The following is a 21,953-nucleotide window of genomic DNA, read 5'->3' as shown; positions in this document are numbered from 1 at the left end:
AAAGCGTAAATTGAAAGTTTTAGAATACAATTGCCGACTTAATAGCTTCGCGTCGTTCCATAGCAACAAGGGCATCGGTTGCCTGCTCGAGAGTGAATGTGCTTGTAATCACTTTGCCCAGCACGGGATTCTGACCAGCAAGCGCCAGAGCTTGATAAAGGTGGCGCGTATGGCTCGTCCAAACTCCTTGAAGCCGAAGGTTTTTCCGCACTAAATCTTGGTAACAATCAATGGTTACTGATGCTCCCGGGACTGCAAAGCCTGTGGAAATATACGAGCCGCCTGTTCTCAATGCTTGTATTCCCTCATTTATCGAGTCAGGTCTGCCGGATGACTCAAGCACAATATCTATGCCTCGAGGTGCAATTTCACGAATTGCTTCCATCCGTTCTTTTGATGGTGTAGTTCGATGGCTAAGAACGAGGTCTGCACCTAATTTTAGTGCAAGCGCAAGGCTATCTGGTGAGCCTCCCACGACTACTATTGGTGATGCCCCAAGCATGCTTGCGAAAGCAGTTAGGAATAATCCAAGCGGACCAGAACCCTGCACTAGAACAGCGCTACCCGGCTCAATACCAGCAACCTCCACGGCATTGGCAGCGGTTGCTCCAGAGCAAGACGTGCTTGCCAATAGCACATAATCAGTCGAAGGAAACTCATCTAGATGAATGATATTTGTGCCTCGCACAAGTACGATGTACTCAGCATAACAACCAACAAGGTAGGGCGGTTTTTCCGATGACCTCCCAATCCCATAAGCCCACCGATTTGGACAAAGGTTCGGCTCATGCCGCACAGCACAGTAAAAGCACTGGCCACACGTAACTCCACGGTCCCAAGCAATCCTATCCCCACGGCTGAGTTCTCTCCCACTGATGGACTTTGGCGGCTCGGGACCAATTTCTTCCACCTCTCCCACGCCCTCATGACCTATGATTGTTGGCAGAGGTATTCGAGGGTCCTTACCATGCCACATGTGGATATCTGACCCACACACACCCGCGGCAAGCATCCGCACAAGAACCTCACCAGGCCCGAGGATTGGCTTATCGAATTCTCGCACTGCTAGCGGCTCGTTGAACTTTTCAAGTACGGCAGCTCTCATGACATATTTTGTGCCAAAATTTTTAATTGGACTTATCTAAACATGAACATCATATTCTTAGCCGAATTTGGTGTCAAGGGCGGCGGCCCGCAGGCATGACGGCGTCAATGAGCGCTCGATGGTGAACGCCTAGCTTGTGGAGCAGATATCTAAGCTCGCGCATCTCATGTGGGGTCATTCTGCGTTTTAATTGTGGACACACATACTTCACGCATTCAAATGGCCGAAGATCATCGGGGAAAAGACACCCGTTATTTCCCAAATAATCGCATGGTTCAAGGGTTTGTTCAACCAATTCGCCGCCAGCAAGGATACTAATGCTAGCTTCCAGATACTCTCTCACCGTTTGGTCAGCCGAAGGTAGTGAACATCCAAATGCATTTGCAAGAAGAACATCAATCTCCCGAACTTTCGTGGGTTTCCGGCAGCACGGCTGAGGACAAACAGGGCAGAGCTCCGCCGTATACGGCGCAAATAGTGCGCGAATCCGCCTTTGAGTAGCTCTGTATTTTTCAATAAGGCTTGCCATAGGGAGATATTATAACAAATCGAATGCGTCCGTGCCATATTGGCATGCATCTTGCTTAGCTATACTATGGATGTAAGCGCTCATAATCAAAGCGCTGGGTTAGATTGCTTTCGGCACACTTGGTTCAGCGAACTTATAGAGTTTTTGAATTTAACTCGCCCTGCAATCACCCACCACACCCATAAGCGAGAAGGCCAGGGGGCGTGCCCGGCCTTCTCATTTTCCGCCGCCATATCAACTGGTAGGATTCACCCTATGGCTTGAAATTGGGCATGTCTTCCCTTATCTCAACATGCCCATCCGCGAAACCGAACACAATGCCATCGGGGTGCCGCCGAATTGGAATAACTGACTCCTCTGTTCCATATACCCGGCCGCAGATTGATTCAAACAGCAATACTACTTCAGAAGGATTTTTAATTTCGCTCAACTTCCTAAGGCTCAAATATTTGTTCATTGCATAAGACCGCTGATACTCTTTGGGGAATGGAACCTTTTCCATCCACTCTGCGGCATCCGGAAACACCCCACCATTGGCTTTTGCAAAAGCTAGAAGCTTTGTAACCATTTCCTTCATTCTGGCCATACAAATTCGCTGGTCATTCCTTGCCCTTTCCTCAGCCTCCTTGTCTGCAGCACTGAGAGAAGGTAGTATTTTCTCGTCTACAACTTCGACGTCCGGTATTATCAGGAAATTCGGAATCCCAGGTTTAGGTATTGTAATATAAAACTTCCCCCTTTGAGAAAGTTGAACGAGCGCATCTGTTATAGGCGAATCCCTTAATTCAAGGTTGACTTTCATGCGAGGAGCGCTCTTAAGTGCTTTTCTTATTCTTTCCGCTTGAGCTGGATCCTGAAGAGCTAAATAATCATCTAGATTCATGACTACGTAACCTGCGCCACCAATCTGTTTGATAAGGTTTGTTACCGCCTCGATAGGGTCGGCGTTCTTTAGCGAAGCCGAAACCTTTCCCATATTCACTATTACACCCTTGCTTTTGAGGCTGTAGATAGTGACGTGGGTTACTTCCTTTCTTGCGAAGTCATACATGGGATGCTTCTCTGAAAATTTGCCCGGGAATGGAAACTTTCTTATTTCGGAATCCGCAAAATCGGGGCTGTCCGGACTATCCTCCGATTTAGTCTCAACGGCTTTTTCTTGCTTTGCTGTCTCCGCTTCTGTTTTCTCTGTCTCCCTATGCTCGGCTATATACGTCAAGCCAGTGGTTGCAGTAAGCGTGTCAAGGAACCGTTTTACATCCATCTTCGACACGCGAATTGTGATTTTTAGGTTTACTGGCACCCCCTCTCCCAACACAAACTGAATGCCCGTTTGTGCACTGAGAAGCTCCGTAAGCCTCGCTAGGTCAGCATCCCTAACATCTATGCTTACTAGCTTATTTGGCCATTTGAGAGAGATGGTCCCACCAAAGTATGTATCACCTATTCGAAACCGCCCAGCATCCCCAAAGCGTGCACCCTCAAACTGATACAGTCTTTCACGCAAATCGCGGGACCGCCTTGGGATTTGCTCTTTCGTTTCCGGTGGCCTCTGCTTGGGATATATTTTCTCAGATTCATTCGAACTCGATGAATCTACACCCCCAAAGGCAAACCCTGCTATTGAGGAAATTAAAACCATTGCTGTCAGAAAGCTTGCAATCTTGTGCATGTTCTGTGCACCCCGTGACTCCAAACTAGTAAATATTAGCAGATGCCACCGTTTCCGCGATAGTTACAGATGTTACCCTGCCTCCGACGTCAAATTCTCGCACTACATTCAGCTCGGTAGTCGGCGTCTCGGCCTCATCCGACTCGGCATCGGCGCTTACTTGTATTGTGTATACCTCGGGCTCCCTTGGCTTTAGCACGAACACCATTACTGGCTCGCCATTGCTGGGCTCAGGTGCAATTCTGTCGTTTGCTTCACCTAACGGTTTATGTGCCAATATGGGTTTTCTGGCAGTTGATATAGTTCTCCGCCGCTTATGCACAGGCAGGGCATTTGCAACTTTACGAATTTGAGGCTTGCTTATATTCTGTTCAGTTTGCTGAACAACGGGCTTGGACATATTAGCTGAATCGTGAATTGAATCTGGTACATTCTGCACCGTAAGATTATCCGTCAAAGTAGGAGCTTTAAAGTGTTCTTGTTGCCGCGTGATTTGTGTAGCTTCATGGGTGAACAACCCCTGCAAAAACCAGCCGGCAATGATTACTGCGCATATAAAAATTACCGCGAACGCCGCTGCTAGGCGGGGCACGCGAATCCGACTACGTACAATCCTTTCAGCATCAATCCTCTGCCTAACTGCACTGAGGACATCTGGCGCCGGTTCTTCTTCTCGCAAGCAATTCAGTGCTTCAGAAGCCTTCTGCGCAAGTGCTAAATACTTGCGGCATGATTCACAGGAATCAAGATGACCACTCAGCTCCTTTGCCTCTCTCAACGGAAGCTCTGCCGCAATATAATCCATCAACTTATCTCTAGCTTGGGAGCACTTCATGGCACTTCTCCGTTCTCACACTCGCGCAGGTAAATCTCTTTAAAGACGTTCCTAGCGCGGTGGAGATAGCACTTCACCTTATCAGGTGACCAGCCTAGCACCTCAGCAATTTCTATGTACGAAAGTTCTCGATAGTACCTCAATATGAGCACTGCACGGAAGTGAGGCGCAAGCCGCTGGAGTAATTTCGAAATTATCCGACGCTTCTCGACATCTTCGAGGCTGGGTTGGGACCACTCGCCGAAATCCTTCTCCAAGGGAGCCTCTAATCGCCGACTTCGCTGAAGGCTCAGGCATTGGTTCACTGCAATGCGATAGAGCCACGTAGATACCCGTGATTTCATTTTGAAATGAGGTAGCGCACGATAGGCAGAGATTAAGGCGTTTTGAGTTGCATCTTCCGCATCTGCAGCGTTGCCGAGCATCTGTAGGCAGATGTTGTAAATATATGTGTGGTATTTGACTGCAAGCTCGTCAAACGCTCTTTCATCGCCAGCTAGAAAGCTTTTCACCAGCAACTGGTCTCTGTCTATAACAGATGCGTCCAGCACTGCCGGCTTCTCCAAACTACCCATAAGCATTTTCGCACCTGCAGGCGCATATTCAACTCATTAGACGTTGAGGTTCGGGCAAAGGTGTACAATAAGTCTCTCATTCCCGAAGCTATCTCCTTTTAGTAGCCTGTCGGTTTGTCATTATCGTCAGGAGCAAAACTGCCGATATTCAATCCAGCAAAGCTTCCCAATCTGCGTACAATTGTTCTACCGTTCTAGTCAATTCATGATATTCGGCAATGGTACTTGCCGCCTTCTCGGCGCTCGCATAAGTTTCCGGATTTCCAAGAAGTTGTGTTACCTCAGCAAGCCTTGATTCAGCCGCTTCTATTTGGCGCTCGATTTCTTCGGCAGTCAGCCCTGTCGAAGCAACTTCGTTAGCAACAGATGGCTTGCGGGCAACTGGCTTTGGCTTTTTCCTTCTTGAAGGGCGTGCTGGCCTTGGGCGTGCTCGCTCGACGAAAAAGTCATAGTTTCCCTCAAATACCCGCGCTACTCCTCCTTTAATTTCGACGATTCGGGTGGCCACTGAGTTCAGTAGGTACCGGTCATGAGAGGTGAGAATTATCGTTCCTTCAAATGCCTTTAGGGCATCATCAAGCGCCTGCCGGGAATCAATATCAAGGTGATTTGTCGGTTCGTCAAGCACAAGAACGTTTGGTTTTTTTAGCATCAGTTTAGCCAGTACCAAACGATTTCTTTCGCCACCGCTCAGCTTCGAGACAGCTTTGAACACGCTATCTCCTTTGAACAAGAAGCGTGCGAGGAAAACTCGCGCTTCCGCCGGGCCAAGGTCCTCTGTATCCAATATTTCTTCAAGTACTGTATTTTCAGGATCCAAGCCGCTCAAATCTTGGTCGAAGTAACCTATTTCGACCCCGTAACCTAGGCTAAGTGTGCCGGTTGTTGGTTCTTCGTCGCCAACAATCATCCTAAGGAGGGTCGTCTTGCCCGCACCATTCGGCCCCACTATTCCAATCCGATCGCCATTCTCCACCATGAGGTTCAACCCTGCAAATAGTTGCCGCTCCCCGAAAGCTTTGCCAACATCTCGCAGGTCTGCCACTATTTGTCCACTTGTCTTAGCTTGTTCAAAGCGAACTCGCATTTTATCGGCTTCTAGCTTTGGCTTTCGAAGCCGCTCCATCCTCGCCAACTTTTTCTCGCGGCTTTTCGCCTCCCGATGTCGTTGTCCAGCATGGTACCGCCAGATGAAGTCTTCTAAACGAGCAATCTCTGCCTGCTGCCTTTCGTAATCCTCAAACTGCTGTCGGAGAAACTCCTGCTTCTGTCGAACATATGCCGTATAATTGCCAGCATAAGTCTTAGTGTATCCTTCGTGCAAATCAATCACCTTTGTTACTACTCGGTCGAGGAAATAGCGGTCGTGTGATACAACAAGCACCGTGCCAGAAAAGTCTTGGAGAAAATCCTCCAGCCACTCGACCGCCTCTATATCCAGATGGTTCGTCGGTTCATCGAGGAGGAGCACGTCTGGCTGTTGTAGAAGCAGCTTTGCCAATGCCGCCCGTGTCTTCTGTCCACCACTAAGGATGTTAACCGGCTTCTCCCAATGTTCCGGCCCAAGACCCAATCCACTCAGAGTCGACTTAACCTCTGCATCGAACGAATAACCGCCGAGACGCTCGTATTCGTGTTGCGTCTCGCCATACTTGGCAAGGATTGCCTCTAATTCTTCGCCCGTCGCTTCGCCCATCGCAGCTTCAAGCCTGCGCAGTTCCCATTCCAAGCGAACTACTTCCTCAGATGCGTTCGAAACTTCCTCAATGAGACTTCGCTCACCTACCAATTCACTATCCTGAGGCATATAGCCGATAGTCACACCCGGAAGAACTTGAATTGTACCCGAATCAGATTCCTCTTCACCAGCAATAAGTCGGAGTATTGTTGTCTTTCCGCTCCCATTAGGCCCAACAAGCGCAACTTTCTCTCCAAATCCTAGCGTAAAACTCACTTCATCGAGGACCTGGAGCCCGCCGAACGATTTCCTAACCGAATTGAGAGCGATAACAGCCACAGCATCACCTGAGGTAAAATATGTAGCAATTCAATCATGAATGTTAGCATTGGTGATATGAGGTGTCAACAAAGTTTGGAATGGGGTTATGTGTTATTTGTAGAAAAGAAGGGTATATGAACTTGCGAAACCAAAAGCTAAGCGGCTTATAGTATTTAGATGGTAGGTCAATCCTTTTGCCGGGCTTACTCTGGAGATTGAGTAGTTCAGACATGAAAAACGCTCGCCCTGATAATGAAAAGCTCTCCATAGAATTGGTAGACTTAGATGGTATACCCCTTGTGCGTGCAGCTGGCGAAATTGACCTTTATAACGTTTCAAGATTTGAAGACGGCATGCAACGGGCAGTCGACCGTGGAACAAAAATTGTGGCTGTGGACTTAACAGGCGTATCTTATTTAGACAGCTCGGGACTAAGCGCGCTTATAGCCGCTTATAAATCACTCGAGGAGCGGAATGCCAAACTTTACGTAATTGTGCCACCAGGGCACAATGCAACCAGACGAGTGATTGAAATTACCCGTGTTGACAAGTTTATCCACGTACGAGACAGCTTAGACCAAATGCTTTCGGACGTGAAAGAAAAACAAGCAGCCTAAAAACAATAAAGCAAATGAGATGCTCATAAAACCACAATCGGCTACTACCTCTTTGGACTCAAATGATGTCAGCGGAATCTTGTTCGATTTCTATTCATCGTTTAAAGGAAACGGCAATCGTGAAATGCAGCGGCGAGATAGACAGCGGAACTGTATCCGTTCTAGCGAGGGCACTCCAAGACGCTGCACGAAGTGGCAAGAAGCATATTGTCATGGATGCAGCTGAGCTAACCTATATAGACAGCTCTGGCATTCTGACCCTCATATCCTTTCAGCAAAAACTTCAGAATGAGAACCGACATTTAGCAATCGTCGGATGTCATGGTATCTTTCGCAAGCTAATAACTTTATCACACCTCGAAAATCGTCTTCCAATGTATACTACACTGGATGAAGCCCTGGCAGAAGCCAACGCTCAGTAGCCCTCTTTTGTTTTCGAACCGCTGTACTTTCTAGAAATTACAACAAAGCAAGCCCAATTCACTAATGCATCAATTAATAAAAAAAGAGAGGTAGATTCGGAAAATCCTCAATCTACCCCTCATCTTGCTTAAAAAGCCAATAATTATAGCTCCTTACCGGCCAGCACGCCGGCGTTCCTAACGCTTACACCCAAAGTGCCGGTCTGAGGTTTTATGTTATGGTAGTTAGATCATACTTCCTGATGAACTCTTCGTTAGTCAGCTTTTCTAAGTCTTCCTGAAGTGCCTCCGCATATTCTTTCATTGATTCGAAGTCATACGAACTAGCTTTGACGACCGTCTTTTTATGCTTTTTGTTTCTTAAAATGACAACACAGTAAGGCCTCAGTTGATGGCTAGTCATTTTGCGGTCTACTTCCCAATAACTAGCTGCCAACTTGTCAACCGTCTGCATGTCTCTTCCCCTGCCTTTCAGCGAATCCGCTCCGAAAGCTTACCATCATGCGGAAAAGTGGTCATATACCACCCTGGAAATCTCCGCTATGGCGAGTTTGGCGATGCGCTGGTCTTCTTGGTCGTCTATCCCTTTCGCCATCACACAGAGTACGTATGGACCCCAGGGCGCATAGACCACAGCCACGTCATGGGTAACACCCGAAATCGAACCCGTCTTGTTGGCGATTTTAAGGTCGGCGGGCAACATGAGCGGAATCTTGTCCCTATATTGTTGTCTTGCCATGATTTCGATGATTTCCTGACTCGCACTTCTGCTAGGAATTTCACCGCAGGCAAGCCAACGCAGTAGGTGCATTATCTCATACGGCGTACAAAGGTTCTCTTTTCCAAGCCGAGCCTGTTCCCAATCATACATTTTGCGGGCAAGGGTTGTCTTCTTTAAACCAAGCGAGCGCATGCGCGAAGTAACAACATCATTACCCAAGCGATCTATTAACAAATTTGTAGCTGTGTTGTCGCTAATAACAATCATGAGAGTCGCAAGGTCTCTAAGCGTTAGTTCAAGCCCTTCATGGAGCTCCTTTAGAATGCCAGAACCTTCAACTTTATCCTTGTCTTTTAGAATGACCGTCTCGTCGAGCGAAACCCGCCCCTCATCACGTTGCCAAAAAAGCTCAACAATAATGGGAACTTTAATAACGCTTGCAGAAGGAAAAACCTCGTGTTCATTAAGGAAAAACTCCAAGCCGTCGGTGGAATTCCAAGCCGCAATTCCAAATGTGCCTTTGTTGCGATTAAGTATCTCTCGTATCTCTGACTCCAATGATGGCATTCTCTGTCCTCTACCTAGAACTTCTAACTGGACTAGTGACTTCTCTTGTTACTGCCATAATTCTAATTAGTAAACTTATCGCACGTCAACGAAGGAGAAAAACGCCATTGGAGCGAAGAAACTCTCAAAGGATGTGCTTATTTAATCGTCAAAGTGCCTTATCACCCAAGGTTGAGGCCTTGCAGCTTCAGGGTAAAACAACATCGGCACTTAAGAAAATAAAACTTTACTCTACAAAAATTATGAGTAAAATAAAGAGAATCATAAAAACTGGAATTGCCGCTAGCCTCTGCGGAGCGGGTTTATTCGTACTCGCTCGCCGATATGGCATTACATCCAAGATTGCGGAGTTCGCTCAGAATATTGAAGCTGTTCCATTCCCGGGCACCCAACTTTACTCGTTTCTTTTGGCAAGGCAGCTCCGACCACTTTATGTCGAGATTGCAAGCGAAATCTATAAAGAGGATCGCTTTGCGAGAATACTGGACCTTGACACAGGACCAGGCTACCTTCCTATTGAACTTGCTCTAAGAAACCACTTCCACACCATAGTTGGAATGGACCGCTCCATTGACATGGTACGAGTTGCCAAGGCGAACGCCCGAGCTTCGAATGTCGAAAAAGCGATTGAATTCACCCAAGGCGAACCGACCAACATTCCGTTTCCAGGCAGGTATTTTGACCTTGTCGTTAGCGTCAACGTTTTGCACCATTGGCGCAATCCATCCCAGGTATTCGATGAAATACACCGCATCCTGAATCCCGGCGGCGAGTTCTGGCTTTACGACTATCAAAGCGAAGTTTCATTGGAGGAGTGGAAGAAATACGAAAAGGAATTGCCAATCCACTTGCGTCTTGCCTTTGAAGTTGGGCCAATGGCATCCTGGCGGGCAGCATACAGCATGAAAGAACTTTTAGAGATTGCTGAAGCAACTCACTTCGCAGATGCAAAAGTTGAGCCTAGAACGTTTACCCTTTTTGGGAAGCCTATGTCCGTCTTCCTTCGCCTTCGACTTCGCAAACCCGACCAGACGCGGGTCGAATAATATTTTTCTCTGGCTTTTTAAACACAAAAAGGACGCCGGAAGAATCCAGCGTCCTTTTGCTTGAGCCAAAACAGAATTTACTCCGCCGTAAATGGGAGCAAAGCCATGTGCCTAGCTCGTTTTATTGCCCTAGTCAGCAATCTCTGATGCGAAGCACAAGTTCCGGTTGTTCGCCTAGGAAGAATCTTTCCGCGGTCCGAGATAAACTTGCGCAGTTTAGTTGCATTCTTATAGTCAATTGTCTCTACTTTGTCTGCACAGAATGTGCAGACTTTTCGCCGCGCTTTCTTGAATTTTGTTGCATTCTTTTTCTGCATATGATTAAGAGCCTCCTCGAAATCTAATCAAGCATTTAAAAAGGCAACGCCTATTCATCGGCAAACGGGTCTTCAAATTCCTCTTCCTGGGGCTCAATTGCGGTGTCGCTTTCCTCAACCACTGGCGCTTCTTCTATCTCTGCCACGCCAGCCTCAGTGCGCTCCTTTGGTCTATCTAAAGACCTAAGTTTTTCTGCAACAACTTCGGCCGTGCTCCGGCGAGATCCATCTTGAGCCACCCATGACCTTATTTGAAGTCTCCCATCAATAGCAACAAGCCGCCCCTTTGTAAGATAAGTCGCCGCAAACTCAGCAGCTTGCCTCCATGTCACTATAGGAATAAAATCCGCTTCCCTTTCGCCTTGTGCATTCGATACATTACGGCTTACGGCCAGCCTGAACGTTGCCACCGCAATTCCGCTAGGCGTGTACTTCAGTTCTGGGTCGGTAGCTAGTCTGCCAATCAATACCACTCTGTTCAACATACTCTCTTCCTCCTCATCTAGGGCTATGAACTCTGGCCAATTACTCAGTACCCAATCAATACTTCCAACATAGCCCACTATTAATTCCTATTTCTCATCTCTACGAACGATGATGTGCCTAAGCACATCTTCTCCAATCCTAAAGACTCTATCCAACTCGGCGGCAACTTTGGGCTCACTTTTGAAGGTCATCAGCACATAGATACCCTCTCGCTGACCTTTGATTTCATAAGCAAGCTTTCGAGTTTCCCAACGGGTAACACCCTCGACTTCACCGCCCTGGGATTCCACTACCTGCTTATACTTTTCAGTGATGGGGGTAATCTCCTCTTCCTGCAAGCCGGGTGGAATGATGTATAGAGCTTCGTAGGAACGGACCATTATTTCACCTCCCCTCGGATTAGCAGCCCCGGAATTAGGTCCGGAGCAGGAAGGACGCCGGCATTATTATAGCATTTTTGAAAACACGTTTCTGGCGCTATTTCGACGCATTATATCATGCTTTACGAGCTTTTGCAATGAATATTCTTTTGGTCGGCTACTACTAAAAACAAAGGAAGCTTATCTTTAATTGGGAAATATAATCAAAAAGCAAAAATGCTCTCTTAATACCATGTTCTACCGGAGGAAACATGCTCAAGCGCTTGAATCCCATTGACATTGCAATAATTATCGCATATCTCGCCATCGTAATCACGCTAGGAATTTGGATGAAGAAGAAAGCATCGAAAAACATTGGCAGCTACTTTCTTGGCGAAAGGCAACTTCCCTGGTGGGCGCTGGCAATGTCTGGTAGCTCGTCTTATTTTGACATAACCGGCACAATGTGGATTGTTAGCTTGTTCGTTACAATCGGGCTGAAAGGCATGTGGGTGCAATGGATTTGGGGATTCATAATCCCTGTCTTTTATATGGCATATATGGGCAAGTGGATTCGGCGTTCAGGCGTAATGACGGGGTCTGAATGGATGGAAACCCGATTCGGAAGCGGAAAGGCGGGTGAGGCCGCACGAGCTTCTTATACGCTCTACGCCGTCCTAACCATTACTGCATTTTTGGCATACGGCGCAACCGGAATGGGGAAATTTGGCTCAGTTTATCTCCCATTTAGTGAACATACCTGCGCAGCTCTGAATTATTGGAATTACCGGCATTTACGTAATCGTTGGCGGATTTCATGGCGTTGTAATGGTTGAGATATTCCAAACAATCGTTTTAAGCATCGGAGCAATTGTTATCGCATACTTGGGATTTGCCCATGTCTCGCCGCAAGCACTTTTGGCTAAAGTACCCTCCGAATGGGGCAGCCTCCTCCCAAACAAGTGGGACTTCGCATACATTACCGACCCGGCCTACAAACTCTTTGGAGCGCTTTTAATCATCTGGGTGATGAAAGGCCTTCTTCTCTCGCTCTCCGGGCCTGAGCAACTCTATGATTTCCAACGCTTTTTGGCAGCGAAAAACCCAAAGGAGGCATCGAAGCTTGGTGCGCTTTGGGGAATCATACATACAGTCCGCTGGCCTATGGCAATGGGGCTAGCAATACTTGGCATAGTTGGACTGGCAGAAATTGGAGACCCCGAGAAGGTACTCCCTTCAGTCATCCAAAACATGCTACCTGTTGGGCTTAGGGGATTCGCCATCGCTGCCTTGCTTTCGGGCTTTCTGGCAACGTTTAACTCAACAGTTAACGGCGGAGCCAGCTACATCGTGAAAGATATTTACCACAAATACATCAATCCAAATGCCTCACAGCGCAAACTAATCTATGCAAGCTATGTATCATCAGCCCTCCTCATCGCCTTAGGAATAGCTATCGGCTTCGCCGCAAAGTCTATTAATCAAATGTTCACGTGGATTATGGGAACCCTCGGCGCTGGAGTATTAATGCCGAATGTTCTGCGCTGGTATTGGTGGCGGATGAACGGCTGGGGATACGCAGCAGGCGCAGTCTCTGGGATGGTGCTTTCGCTAATTCAAGCGTTTGTGCCGAAGTTCGCCGCTATGCCGCTTTATTTAACCTTCCCTGCCATTGTTTTCTTGGTGCTCGGCATAACCATCGCCGTAACCCTTCTTACTAAGCCAACCGATGAAAAGACTCTGCGAAAGTTCTATATAGAAGTGCGCCCTGCAGGATGGTGGGGAGCCGTTGCAAAAGACCTGGTTTTAGACGATAGACTCCGAAGACCGTTTGGCCAAGATTTTGCAAACGTTCTGGTTGGCATCCCCTGGCTAATTGCGATGTGGATGTGCCCTATCTACCTTGTCCTCCATCGTTTTACCGAGGCACTAATCGCCGGAGGAATTGTCGTCGGAGCATCGCTTATTCTCTGGCAGACATGGTATCGGAGGTTGGAAGAGGATTAACAACCAATAGCAAAACCTCTTGGCACATACGTAGCTTCCCCAAACTTTTCATCATTACAGTCGGTATTGTTTGCGTATTTCAACCCAACCAACGTTTAATAACATCCTAAGATGGGGAAATGGAAAGTTGAAACCCACCAAAAGGAGGTAACAGAATGGAAGCAGCATGTGGCAAGCTTGCCCCCGACTTCGAAGCAGCCGGCTACTTTGAAGGCAACTTCATCAACATTAAGCTATCAGACTATCGTGGAAAGTGGGTAGTCCTCTGCTTTTATCCCGGCGACTTCACATTCGTCTGACCGACAGAATTGTCGGCGGTCGCCGTCAAACGCGAAGAACTTGAATCCCTCGGAGTCCAAGTGCTAGCCATCAGCGTAGACAGCAAATTCTCACACAAGATATGGCAGGAGGAAGAGCTGTCCAAAATGGTTCCGGGCGGCGTTCCCTATCCAATGCTAACCGATCCCGGCGGAAAAATTGGCCGCATGTACGGAGTTTACGATGAAGAAATCGGCGTAAACGTGAGAGGCCGATTTATAATAGACCCAGATGGCATAATTCAAGCTATGGAGGTTCTTACGCCTCCCGTTGGAAGAAACGTCGCCGAAATGCTTCGCCAGGTCAGGGCGTTCCAACACACTCGCGAAACTGGTGAAGTCATGCCGTCCGGCTGGCAGCCTGGCAAACCTACACTCAAGCCAGGGCCGAACCTTGTAGGCCATGTTTGGGAGGTTTGGAAGCCGGACATGGCATTCTAAGTCAAAAGCTCGATAAGCTAATACAAGAGCTCAGCTACTGCATCGAAGGAAGACGGAATCGCCAGATTGGGCGGTCAACCTTCGCACCTAAGTGCATTTGGAATGCACGGAAAAGGCGGTCCCATTTGTCGCTTTCGAAGAGGCACTCGGGTACAAACGGATTTGCCGCGAAGTAAACCGCCTCCCCTTTTCCATACCTGTGCGCCGTAATCGCTGGTGTGCCGTCAGCAAACACGGCTAGCACGCGAACATCGGGCTTTGCTGTTTCAACTAGCCAGCCGTTGTCTTCAGACCACCCGTTCCTGCCAAATATAGGATAAATTGGAAGCGACGTCCCTACAAGACAATCTCTAACCCATTCACTCTTTTGAAGCACAAGAAAATTTCGAGGCTTGTGAGCAATCGTTCGAATGCCAAATATTTTTTCACGCCATGAAGAAAGATTCTCCCCGTTGATATCCCATGAAAAAATACTCGGGTCCCCAGAAATAACGACGCCGCCTTTTCGGACAAACTCCTCAATCTGCCGAACGACCGACTTCCGCTGATAAGTACCAAAGGGTATGTAGACTGCCCGATATTTAGACAGGCTTCTTCCCCCCCGTGCTAGCGAATCATCATCTACGAATTCAAACCATGAGCCAACCCTTTCACCAAGCAAGGCATAGGCAGTATAAAGCTCATTTGCATTGGTGCTCGGACCTTTGCTTCGATGCGAATCGGCAGAGTAAAGTATCGCAACCTCCGGGTCATCAGGGATTTTAATTGCCCTCATCGAAGTAACAACCTTCGAAATATACAGCATCATCTTCCATCGGTCGGGATGTGTAAACCTAGGGTTATCCATCTGGTAAAAGTCAATATGGCTAGCGCCAGCCCGCAGGCTTTGGCTAACCCACTCAAGCAAATCTTCGGGGGTCATGTCGTACCCAGCATAATCGAAAGCTTGCACAATCGCACGAACAGGCTTTCTAGTAATATCACGCAAGAACTTAGTCCCAAAGCCGTGGTTGTAAAGTCCTCTGCCCTTGATTCGCTCTGCCGAGCTAGCATAAGGGTCGCAATCGAAGATATCACCATACTTCGCCATGAGTGCAAAGTCAAAAGGCACGAAGCCGGTCATGAACCAATAGTCACAAGGACTATAAAGTGCATTTGGGTCAACAGCCTTAAGCGCCTCGTACATAGTTTTCTTGGAGTCAGCATATTTCGCTGCCATCCAGCGGTTGAAAGCAATCCAACGAAATGGGCGGTTAACATCATCAGCAAGATATTCAGGGTCCCCAGGAGCAGGCATCGCATATTTGCCGAACCCAAAATCCCTTAGAACCTCTTCTGCACACCGCCTTGCAAACGGTCCCCATTCTGATATCGGCCCTTCTGGAAAGTTTATACTCGGCTCATCTTTGCCCATATAGGCGAATACATATGGCTTGCCCTTGAATCTCTCAGCTTGCGCTTTGAGATATTCCACCGCTGCATTGATATACGCAGGATCAACCAGCGATACCGATGGTTCAGCCGATGTAGAAGCGTGTTTCTTTGGATTCAAAATTTCAGCCCCAGCTTTAATCGCAGCACTCCTAACATTGCTCATCTCACAAGCGACGTCGAATTTAACCCCAAACTGGCGATATACCTCTTCAGCTACTTCTGAATAACCAGGCAAGCCATAATAATAAAGCCCGTTTTCGCCAGCCTCCCGAAACATAGCAAGCTGTTCTTGCTTCCATTGTTCATCGGTGAACTTAGCAGCTAACTCTGGCGGCAGATTCTTTTTATTAAGGTTGTGAGTCCAAGCAATAACCGTGTAGCCACCCGGAAAATCGGAGAGCAACTCTTCGAATAATGGACTGCGAGTGCGGAGTAATCTGAGCTTGCTCCAATCGGCGTTGCGAAGCAGTGAAGTTGGCGTCGAACTTGGCGGTAGCTCTTTCAGCGATACCCGCGCATACGCAATTTCACCAGAACCAGAAGCGCCGAGTACAACCTTGCCAGAGCTCGTAAGAATGGGGGTGCGAAATGCTTCGCAAAATTTCTCCCATTCGCCCGCTTTATACATATCCGACTCCCGAGGGAATGAAAGCCTAATAACACCGGCACTGGCGTTCCCTTCACCAAGCCGATTAAGGAATATAACTAAGTCTCCTGCACAAGCAGGGGAACTACGACGATATAGGAAGGAAAGCTCGTAGACCGCGTTTGGTTTCAAGCGCATTGTCTCCGATATGGTCGCATGCGCTGCAGGCACAATGGCACAGTTCGAACCATTAGGCCCTTCGCCGCTACCCAACCGAATGAGCGCCTTGTCTTTGCCATATAGCTCCCAGTTTTCCAGCCCCATTGAAAAGTTGGAGTTCGTCAGCAGATTTTGTGCTCGGCACGCAGCCGCCATTGCAATAAACACGAGGCACACAATAAAAATTAACCGACCCAATCACCCCACTCCCTTCTTGGAGAATTATAACAGCCGCTACAAGGCACGTCAAACTAAGCTTGACAGAACGCTTGGATAGGGCTAGTATAGCTTTATATAAATGACCCAATGTGGGTACTCTTATTTAAGGTAGAGAAATTGAGGCAAACCGAATCCAAGCCAATAGTAGAGTTCAAGCCCGGCGACAAACCACGAATTGAGGTATTTGCAGGCGAAAAATCCAAGCCGATATCTCCGTACCTTTTCGGAAAGTTTACCGAGAACCTTGGTAACAATATATACCATGGCTTCTGGGCGCAGATTTTGCGAAATAGCGGCTTCGAACCATCAAAGTATTTCAGCCACCACGGCGAGAAGGGCCTTGAACGGAAGTTAGCTCACTCCGGAATCTCCGAAGTCTGGCCTGACCTCCTTGAGAGTCATAAGGCAGGCGTTGCTTGCTTCTGGGCGCGCTGGGGCACAGGGAACGTTTCGTACTCACTCTCTACCGATAGAATTAACTCGGAAACATCCCAAAGAATTGAAATTCGGTCGCTAAGCACGCCACAAGTTGGCATCCTCCAACCAATCTATCTGCCAATCCACCGCACCTGCGAATACGAATTTACTGTATGGGCCAAAGGGACGATAAAGGAACTCCACGCCATTATCCGAACGCTTGACGGTAAGGACCTCTGCGGAACGACGTTTTCAGTAAATCCAAATTGGCAAAAGCGCAAAGGCAAGTTAACCATTAAACGCAATGGCGTCGAGCGTGGACAGCCGTTACTTTTTACCATCGGAGCTGAAGAAAAAGGAGAAGTCTTCCTTGACCAGTGCTTCCTATTCCCAACGGACAATGTAGAAGGTTTTGACCCCGACATACTTCACTTCTTAAAAGAATCAAAACTGACAATGCTTCGCTTCCCAGGTGGGAATTTTGTCTCAGGCTACCATTGGCAGGATGGAGTGGGCCCGCTTGATGAACGCCCAATGCGGGTGAACCCTGCGTGGGACCAGGAAGAGCCAAATCATGTTGGAACGGATGAACACCTTGCGCTGTGCCGACTGCTAGGTTGTGAACCCCTGATTTGCATTAATGCCGGAAACGGCACACCCGAGGAGGCGGCACAGTGGGTTGAATATTGCAACGGCGAACTGGACACCGAACTTGGCAAACTTCGCGCAAAAAATGGGCATCCCAAACCCTATGGTGTCAAATACTGGGAAATTGGCAACGAACTTTACGGCAGCTGGCAAATCGGCAACTGCACACCCGAGGAATATGCCGAACGATATCGCCGATTCTACGAAGCTATGAACGCCGTTGATCCCAACATTAAGTTCATTGCGAACGGCCAGGACCTAAATTGGAACAAACCCATCATCGAGAAAGACGCCGACATTCTACGCTCGCTTTCCACACACCAGCTCAGGGGCGCTGGAATTCCTGCAGAAACCGACCCAGAGATTGCCTATAAGGCTTTCATGGCACTCCCATTCTGGTTCGAGGCTCATCTCCACGAAATGGCACGCCAAATGGCCGAAGGTGGAGTTAGAGTTCCAACGATTGCACTTACTGAGCTACAAATACATACCCACAGGCCAGAACTGCCAAATAACCAAACCCTCTCAGAAGCACTACTTTATGCTGGAATGGCAAACACAGCAATTAGAAGCCAAGGAATAGTGGAAATTATAACCCACTCAGCCCTTGTGAACCATGGCGGCGGCCTGCGGAAACAACGGGAGTTCGTATACCCAAACCCAGTTTACTGGGCGCACAGAATGTATGCATCTCAACCCGGGCGAACCCCTATTAATATCCGCATTACAGGGCCAAAATTCTCAGTTGCAGAGCTTGCCGACTTGCCCGAATGGAATGACGCACCCTGGCTAGACGCCATCGCTCTACTCGATGAAACAGAAAAGGAAATGAATATTCTCGTATCCAATCGGCATCCAAAAGACCCACTCACAGTTGATATTGCACTTCATGATTTCCAAGCTGAATGCGAAGCCTTTGTAGAAACACTTACAGGCGACGACTTCATGGCCATGAATACATTCGATGAACCGGAAGCTGTCAAGCCAATTCACTCAACCACGGGAATACACTCAACAGGCTTTACTCACACATTCCCACCAAATTCTCTCGTCAGGTTAAGACTTAAGAAATCTTAGGAGTTGGCTAACACTGCCTTAATAGAAAGAAACTTCCTAGGTCGAATCTCAAATAATATATTTTTATTTCCATGCAAACCATAACTTGCAAAGGTAGACCTTATACATATGCTTGCACGCCAATCACCGGTTTTTCATTGTTTTATTTGAAAAATCAGAAAAGCTTCTAAAACTGGTATAAGTGCAGATTGACAAAACAGAAACCTGGCAGTATTTTCGGTATCAAAGGGCCAACTTAAGTATTCGATTGCTACTTCTGTGAAAATTTTATAAGTCACAGCGGCAAAGTAGAGCAACATTACTAATTAAAAATTAGTCAAAAAAGTGGCAAGAATGCGGCATCTTAAAAAGAACATAACGGAAAGGAGAATTAATAAAACATGCACACACGACGGAGCGCAATTTTGCTTGCCTTCCTAACCATCTTATTTTTAATTGCATTCGCTACCACTGCACTTGCGCAAAACACAGCACCGCCCGAATTCAGAGGCTTGTGGGTAGACACATGGGGCAGCCCTGGCCCATATGATCCAGATTCGGTAACGACTTTAGTAGACACAGCCGCCGCCGCAAATTATAACGCCATTGTCCTTGAAGTTAGGAAGTGCGGAGACGCCTACTACAACTCAGCCTACGAACCATGGGCACGCAATATTGTCGTAACCGATCCCCCATACGACCCTCTCGCAGACTGCCTAGAGAAAGCCCATGCTAAGGGAATTGAAGTTCATGCCTGGATAATACCATACCGCATCTGGAACACCGCCTGGCCACTGCCTCCCGAAAACCATGTTTTCAGAACACATCCTGAATGGCTACATAAAGCCGCAAATGGAACAAACCTTGTTGGCACATATTGGGAGCTCGACCCTGGCGTGCCGGGTGTTCAGCAATATATCTGCGACCTCCTCAAGGACATACTTTCTAAGTACGACGTTGACGGCGTCAATTTTGACCGCATTCGCTATCCCGAAAGCTCTTACTGGCCAAAGGGCTACACCGCCAATCCATGGGGCTACAACGATATTACTTGTGAAAGGTTCAGACGTGAATACGGCTCGTATCCACCAACAAAAACATCCGACCCTCTTTGGGCTACTTGGTGCGATTTCAGAAGAAACCAGATTACCGACTTAGTACGGAAGTGCTATGCCGAGTGCGTCTATATAAAGCCATCTATTAAGATGTCGGCCGACACAATTGGATGGATGGGCGCCGACCCAAATGTTGACTTTAGGGCTACGCGTGCATACACCGAAGTTTTCCAAGACCACAAGCGATGGATGGAAGAACACATCCTCGATATGAATATCCTGATGAACTATAAACGCGAGCACGATAGCAGTCAGGCCAGAGATTACCGGCTTTGGACTAATTACCTAATCACCAATAAGTTTGACCGCCATGTAGTAGACGGAGTGGCGGCATATCTTAATTCAATCTCAGGTACGATAAGCCAAATTGGATACGCCAGAACTGCCGGATGTGAAGGCGTCTGCACATATAGCTATCGCTCTACAAACAAAGATAACCAACCTAGCTATGCCTTCTACCAAGCAATCAAGGATTCTGTGTTTGCGCTCCCTGCACCACTTCCTGACATGCCTTGGAAAAGCAATCCAACTGAAGGTATTCTATTTGGTCAGGTTACCGATTCTTCAATGCCAAACGACCCAGTATATGGCAACTGGATTTGTAAGGCACAAGTATCCATCAGCGGACCGATTTCAAAAAGCATGCTTACCGATGGCACGGGTACTTTCGTTTTTGTAGACCTACCGCCAGGCGAGTACACCGTCAACGTCTCCTCGCTAGGGTTCAAAACAGCAACGAAAACAGCAGTCGTCACAGCTGGACTCGCTACCCGCCTCGATTTTAGCCTTGATTTGGTGGATCCAGTAACGCTTTGGGAAGCTCGCGAACTTCCCGACGGCACGCAAATCAGGGTAATCGGCAAGTCTGTCACCTCACCAACAGGTGCGATAGAGGGATGTATATACATCGAAGAACCCAACAGGACAGCTGGCCTCAAAGTCAAACCGCTTTTCTGGACAAATCCTGTCGTTGAAGGAGACGTAGTAAGTTATGTTGGCGTGCTAACTACCGAAAATGGCGAGCGCGTGCTAGACAAAGCTCGATTGCTCAGTAGCGAGGCGGGAACACCGTTAGGAGCTTTAGCCGTAAAGATAAAGGACCTCGACCTCAAGCCAATTACTACAGGGCTACTCATCCAGTGCACTGGCAAGGTTGTCGAGTCTGGGAGCGGTTGGTTTGTAATCAACGATGGATCTAGCATGGTAAAGGTTATTTGTCCAGGAAAGAACATACCCACAACTGTAGCCCGCGTAACCGGCATCAGCGGCATGGACGCAGGTGAAACGGCACCGGTCCGCGTAATCAGAGTTCGCTACCAGTCAGACATCCAGTCCAGCGAATCTTTGGTTAGCTTAACCTCACCACAAGAAGCAATTAGAAAGGGCTTCAATCTAATCGGCGTACCCTGCGCACCCGAAAACTCCGCTCCCGATGCAGTGTTCGCTGGGCTTGAAATTACCGACAAGCTTTGCAGCTGGAATGGCGACTCTTGGATTCCTTACAATCCTTGGGATGACAGCAAATTCGGAATTCTTCGAGGCGAAGGTTACGGCTTAACTTCAATCAAAACAGAGAAAATAAGCTATGCCGGCTTCAACAATGAGGACGCAGCAGACATGAGAATCACACTGCCGAAGAGTGGATGGAATCTAATTTCTCAGCCATTCACTGCTCCATCTAGGTATCAAGATATGACGATAACCGACGGCAAACAGCTTTTAACAATCCAAGAGGCTGTCAAAGCTGGCTGGATTATGCCTTTGCTATTCACTTGGGACAACGCAACTCAAAGGTTGGGCCATGTATGGCTAAAGTCAAACGGAAAGAACCAAACAGAACTCGTAATGCCCTGGCAAGGATATTGGGTACGAACACATGCGGACGACTTAGCGCTCATTATCCCAAAACAAACGCCGCAATAATGCCCTAAAAAACGCGGGCTTTCCGAATCGAGGTTGAATGAAATGGGCGGGGTCAGCTATAACCCCGCCCTTCTTCACTTCTGGGTAGACTACTGTGTGGAACTTAAACAAAAATGTGCTATAATAATTATAAGTTCCTTGCAATGATAATTTACTCCTTCGAACAGCACCTAGCATTTGCTGTAAGTAAAAGCTGAGCAAAAATAGCCAGCGAATAACTAGCGGTTTCAAGCGTATATAAAGGTGCTGAGAAAATTATAGCATAGCAGTACTTTTCAACTGGCGTAAAAACAAACGCCTTGAGGTAAGCATTGGAAAGGG

20 protein-coding genes are annotated in these 21,953 nt (G+C 47.7%); 8 read left to right on the top strand and 12 right to left on the bottom strand.

Translation table 11 applies throughout. From position 1 onward, the window contains the following. Nucleotides 1-19 precede the first annotated feature (19 nt). The 6 genes from K6T99_04230 to K6T99_04205 form a co-directional block, all read right to left on the bottom strand. Complete coding sequence (locus tag K6T99_04230) at nt 20-1,105, bottom strand: zinc-binding dehydrogenase (GenBank protein MCL6519015.1); 1,086 nt, start codon at nt 1,103-1,105, stop codon at nt 20-22. Between the two features lie 73 nt (nt 1,106-1,178). After that, complete coding sequence (locus tag K6T99_04225; protein MCL6519014.1) at nt 1,179-1,634, bottom strand: hypothetical protein; 456 nt, start codon at nt 1,632-1,634, stop codon at nt 1,179-1,181. A 253-nt stretch (nt 1,635-1,887) separates the two neighbouring features. After that, entirely contained in the window at nt 1,888-3,306 is a 1,419-nt protein-coding gene (locus tag K6T99_04220) for a hypothetical protein (protein MCL6519013.1), read from the bottom strand. Nucleotides 3,307-3,331: 25 nt separating this feature from the next. Beyond that, complete coding sequence (locus K6T99_04215; GenBank protein ID MCL6519012.1) at nt 3,332-4,141, bottom strand: zf-HC2 domain-containing protein; 810 nt, start codon at nt 4,139-4,141, stop codon at nt 3,332-3,334. Further along, nucleotides 4,138-4,716, bottom strand: a complete 579-nt coding sequence (locus tag K6T99_04210; GenBank protein MCL6519011.1) for an RNA polymerase sigma factor — start codon at nt 4,714-4,716, stop codon at nt 4,138-4,140. Before K6T99_04210 ends, K6T99_04215 begins: the two co-directional genes overlap by 4 nt. A gap of 148 nt (nt 4,717-4,864) precedes the next feature. Continuing rightward, complete coding sequence (locus K6T99_04205; protein MCL6519010.1) at nt 4,865-6,733, bottom strand: ABC-F family ATP-binding cassette domain-containing protein; 1,869 nt, start codon at nt 6,731-6,733, stop codon at nt 4,865-4,867. Nucleotides 6,734-6,945: 212 nt separating this feature from the next. Here K6T99_04205 and K6T99_04200 point away from each other — a divergent pair, with 212 nt between their 5' ends. Then, nucleotides 6,946-7,332 (top strand): STAS domain-containing protein, encoded by a 387-nt coding sequence (locus K6T99_04200; protein MCL6519009.1) that lies wholly within the window; start codon nt 6,946-6,948, stop codon nt 7,330-7,332. Nucleotides 7,333-7,451: 119 nt separating this feature from the next. Further along, nucleotides 7,452-7,754, top strand: a complete 303-nt coding sequence (locus K6T99_04195) for an STAS domain-containing protein (protein ID MCL6519008.1) — start codon at nt 7,452-7,454, stop codon at nt 7,752-7,754. Nucleotides 7,755-7,965: 211 nt separating this feature from the next. Here the strand turns inward: K6T99_04195 and K6T99_04190 are convergent, their stop codons facing one another. Next, entirely contained in the window at nt 7,966-8,208 is a 243-nt protein-coding gene (locus K6T99_04190) for a hypothetical protein (protein MCL6519007.1), read from the bottom strand. A 45-nt stretch (nt 8,209-8,253) separates the two neighbouring features. Then, entirely contained in the window at nt 8,254-9,042 is a 789-nt protein-coding gene (locus K6T99_04185) for a class A beta-lactamase-related serine hydrolase (protein ID MCL6519006.1), read from the bottom strand. A gap of 242 nt (nt 9,043-9,284) precedes the next feature. Here K6T99_04185 and K6T99_04180 point away from each other — a divergent pair, with 242 nt between their 5' ends. Next, a complete protein-coding gene (locus K6T99_04180; protein MCL6519005.1) occupies nt 9,285-10,088 on the top strand; it encodes a class I SAM-dependent methyltransferase in 804 nt (267 codons plus the stop codon). Between the two features lie 77 nt (nt 10,089-10,165). On the opposite strand, the gene rpsR is transcribed toward K6T99_04180, so the two are convergent. From rpsR to rpsF, 3 genes are all read right to left on the bottom strand, one after another. Beyond that, a complete protein-coding gene (gene rpsR / locus K6T99_04175) occupies nt 10,166-10,405 on the bottom strand; it encodes a 30S ribosomal protein S18 (GenBank protein ID MCL6519004.1) in 240 nt (79 codons plus the stop codon). 50 nt (nt 10,406-10,455) lie between these two features. Beyond that, nucleotides 10,456-10,890 carry a single-stranded DNA-binding protein gene (ssb, locus tag K6T99_04170; protein MCL6519003.1) on the bottom strand — a complete coding sequence of 145 codons (435 nt, stop codon included), beginning with the start codon at nt 10,888-10,890 and terminating at the stop codon, nt 10,456-10,458. Nucleotides 10,891-10,977: 87 nt separating this feature from the next. Beyond that, on the bottom strand, nt 10,978-11,271 hold the full coding sequence (gene rpsF, locus K6T99_04165) for a 30S ribosomal protein S6 (protein ID MCL6519002.1): 294 nt from the start codon (nt 11,269-11,271) through the stop codon (nt 10,978-10,980). A gap of 251 nt (nt 11,272-11,522) precedes the next feature. Here rpsF and K6T99_04160 point away from each other — a divergent pair, with 251 nt between their 5' ends. The 3 genes from K6T99_04160 (at nt 11,523) to K6T99_04150 (ending at nt 14,015) form a co-directional block, all read left to right on the top strand. After that, complete coding sequence (locus K6T99_04160; protein ID MCL6519001.1) at nt 11,523-12,086, top strand: hypothetical protein; 564 nt, start codon at nt 11,523-11,525, stop codon at nt 12,084-12,086. Further along, nucleotides 12,025-13,257, top strand: coding sequence for a hypothetical protein (locus tag K6T99_04155; protein ID MCL6519000.1), 1,233 nt, complete (start codon nt 12,025-12,027; stop codon nt 13,255-13,257). Before K6T99_04160 ends, K6T99_04155 begins: the two co-directional genes overlap by 62 nt. 155 nt (nt 13,258-13,412) lie before the next feature. Beyond that, nucleotides 13,413-14,015 carry a peroxiredoxin gene (locus K6T99_04150; protein MCL6518999.1) on the top strand — a complete coding sequence of 201 codons (603 nt, stop codon included), beginning with the start codon at nt 13,413-13,415 and terminating at the stop codon, nt 14,013-14,015. 34 nt (nt 14,016-14,049) lie between these two features. On the opposite strand, the gene K6T99_04145 is transcribed toward K6T99_04150, so the two are convergent. Next, on the bottom strand, nt 14,050-16,452 hold the full coding sequence (locus tag K6T99_04145) for a hypothetical protein (GenBank protein MCL6518998.1): 2,403 nt from the start codon (nt 16,450-16,452) through the stop codon (nt 14,050-14,052). 138 nt (nt 16,453-16,590) lie between these two features. Between K6T99_04145 and K6T99_04140 the strand changes: the two genes are divergently transcribed. Then, nucleotides 16,591-18,615 (top strand): hypothetical protein, encoded by a 2,025-nt coding sequence (locus K6T99_04140; protein MCL6518997.1) that lies wholly within the window; start codon nt 16,591-16,593, stop codon nt 18,613-18,615. A gap of 380 nt (nt 18,616-18,995) precedes the next feature. After that, nucleotides 18,996-21,632 (top strand): family 10 glycosylhydrolase, encoded by a 2,637-nt coding sequence (locus tag K6T99_04135; GenBank protein MCL6518996.1) that lies wholly within the window; start codon nt 18,996-18,998, stop codon nt 21,630-21,632. The last annotated feature ends 321 nt before the right edge of the window (nt 21,633-21,953 follow it).

The organism is Armatimonadota bacterium (assembly GCA_023511795.1).
Taxonomy (GTDB): domain Bacteria; phylum Armatimonadota; class UBA5829; order DTJY01; family DTJY01; genus JAIMAU01.
This window is presented reverse-complemented; position numbering and strand designations above follow the sequence as displayed.

What these genes read in the sequence shown, in the direction of transcription:
- K6T99_04230 (MCL6519015.1), bottom strand. Translation starts at nt 1,105, where the DNA reads ATGAGAGCTGCCGTACTTGAAAAGTTCAACGAGCCGCTAGCAGTGCGA.
- K6T99_04225 (MCL6519014.1), bottom strand. Translation starts at nt 1,634, where the DNA reads ATGGCAAGCCTTATTGAAAAATACAGAGCTACTCAAAGGCGGATTCGC.
- K6T99_04220 (MCL6519013.1), bottom strand. Translation starts at nt 3,306, where the DNA reads ATGCACAAGATTGCAAGCTTTCTGACAGCAATGGTTTTAATTTCCTCA.
- K6T99_04215 (MCL6519012.1), bottom strand. Translation starts at nt 4,141, where the DNA reads ATGAAGTGCTCCCAAGCTAGAGATAAGTTGATGGATTATATTGCGGCA.
- K6T99_04210 (MCL6519011.1), bottom strand. Translation starts at nt 4,716, where the DNA reads ATGGGTAGTTTGGAGAAGCCGGCAGTGCTGGACGCATCTGTTATAGAC.
- K6T99_04200 (MCL6519009.1), top strand. Translation starts at nt 6,946, where the DNA reads ATGAAAAACGCTCGCCCTGATAATGAAAAGCTCTCCATAGAATTGGTA.
- K6T99_04190 (MCL6519007.1), bottom strand. Translation starts at nt 8,208, where the DNA reads ATGCAGACGGTTGACAAGTTGGCAGCTAGTTATTGGGAAGTAGACCGC.
- K6T99_04185 (MCL6519006.1), bottom strand. Translation starts at nt 9,042, where the DNA reads ATGCCATCATTGGAGTCAGAGATACGAGAGATACTTAATCGCAACAAA.
- K6T99_04180 (MCL6519005.1), top strand. Translation starts at nt 9,285, where the DNA reads ATGAGTAAAATAAAGAGAATCATAAAAACTGGAATTGCCGCTAGCCTC.
- rpsR (MCL6519004.1), bottom strand. Translation starts at nt 10,405, where the DNA reads ATGCAGAAAAAGAATGCAACAAAATTCAAGAAAGCGCGGCGAAAAGTC.
- ssb (MCL6519003.1), bottom strand. Translation starts at nt 10,890, where the DNA reads ATGTTGAACAGAGTGGTATTGATTGGCAGACTAGCTACCGACCCAGAA.
- rpsF (MCL6519002.1), bottom strand. Translation starts at nt 11,271, where the DNA reads ATGGTCCGTTCCTACGAAGCTCTATACATCATTCCACCCGGCTTGCAG.
- K6T99_04160 (MCL6519001.1), top strand. Translation starts at nt 11,523, where the DNA reads ATGCTCAAGCGCTTGAATCCCATTGACATTGCAATAATTATCGCATAT.
- K6T99_04135 (MCL6518996.1), top strand. Translation starts at nt 18,996, where the DNA reads ATGCACACACGACGGAGCGCAATTTTGCTTGCCTTCCTAACCATCTTA.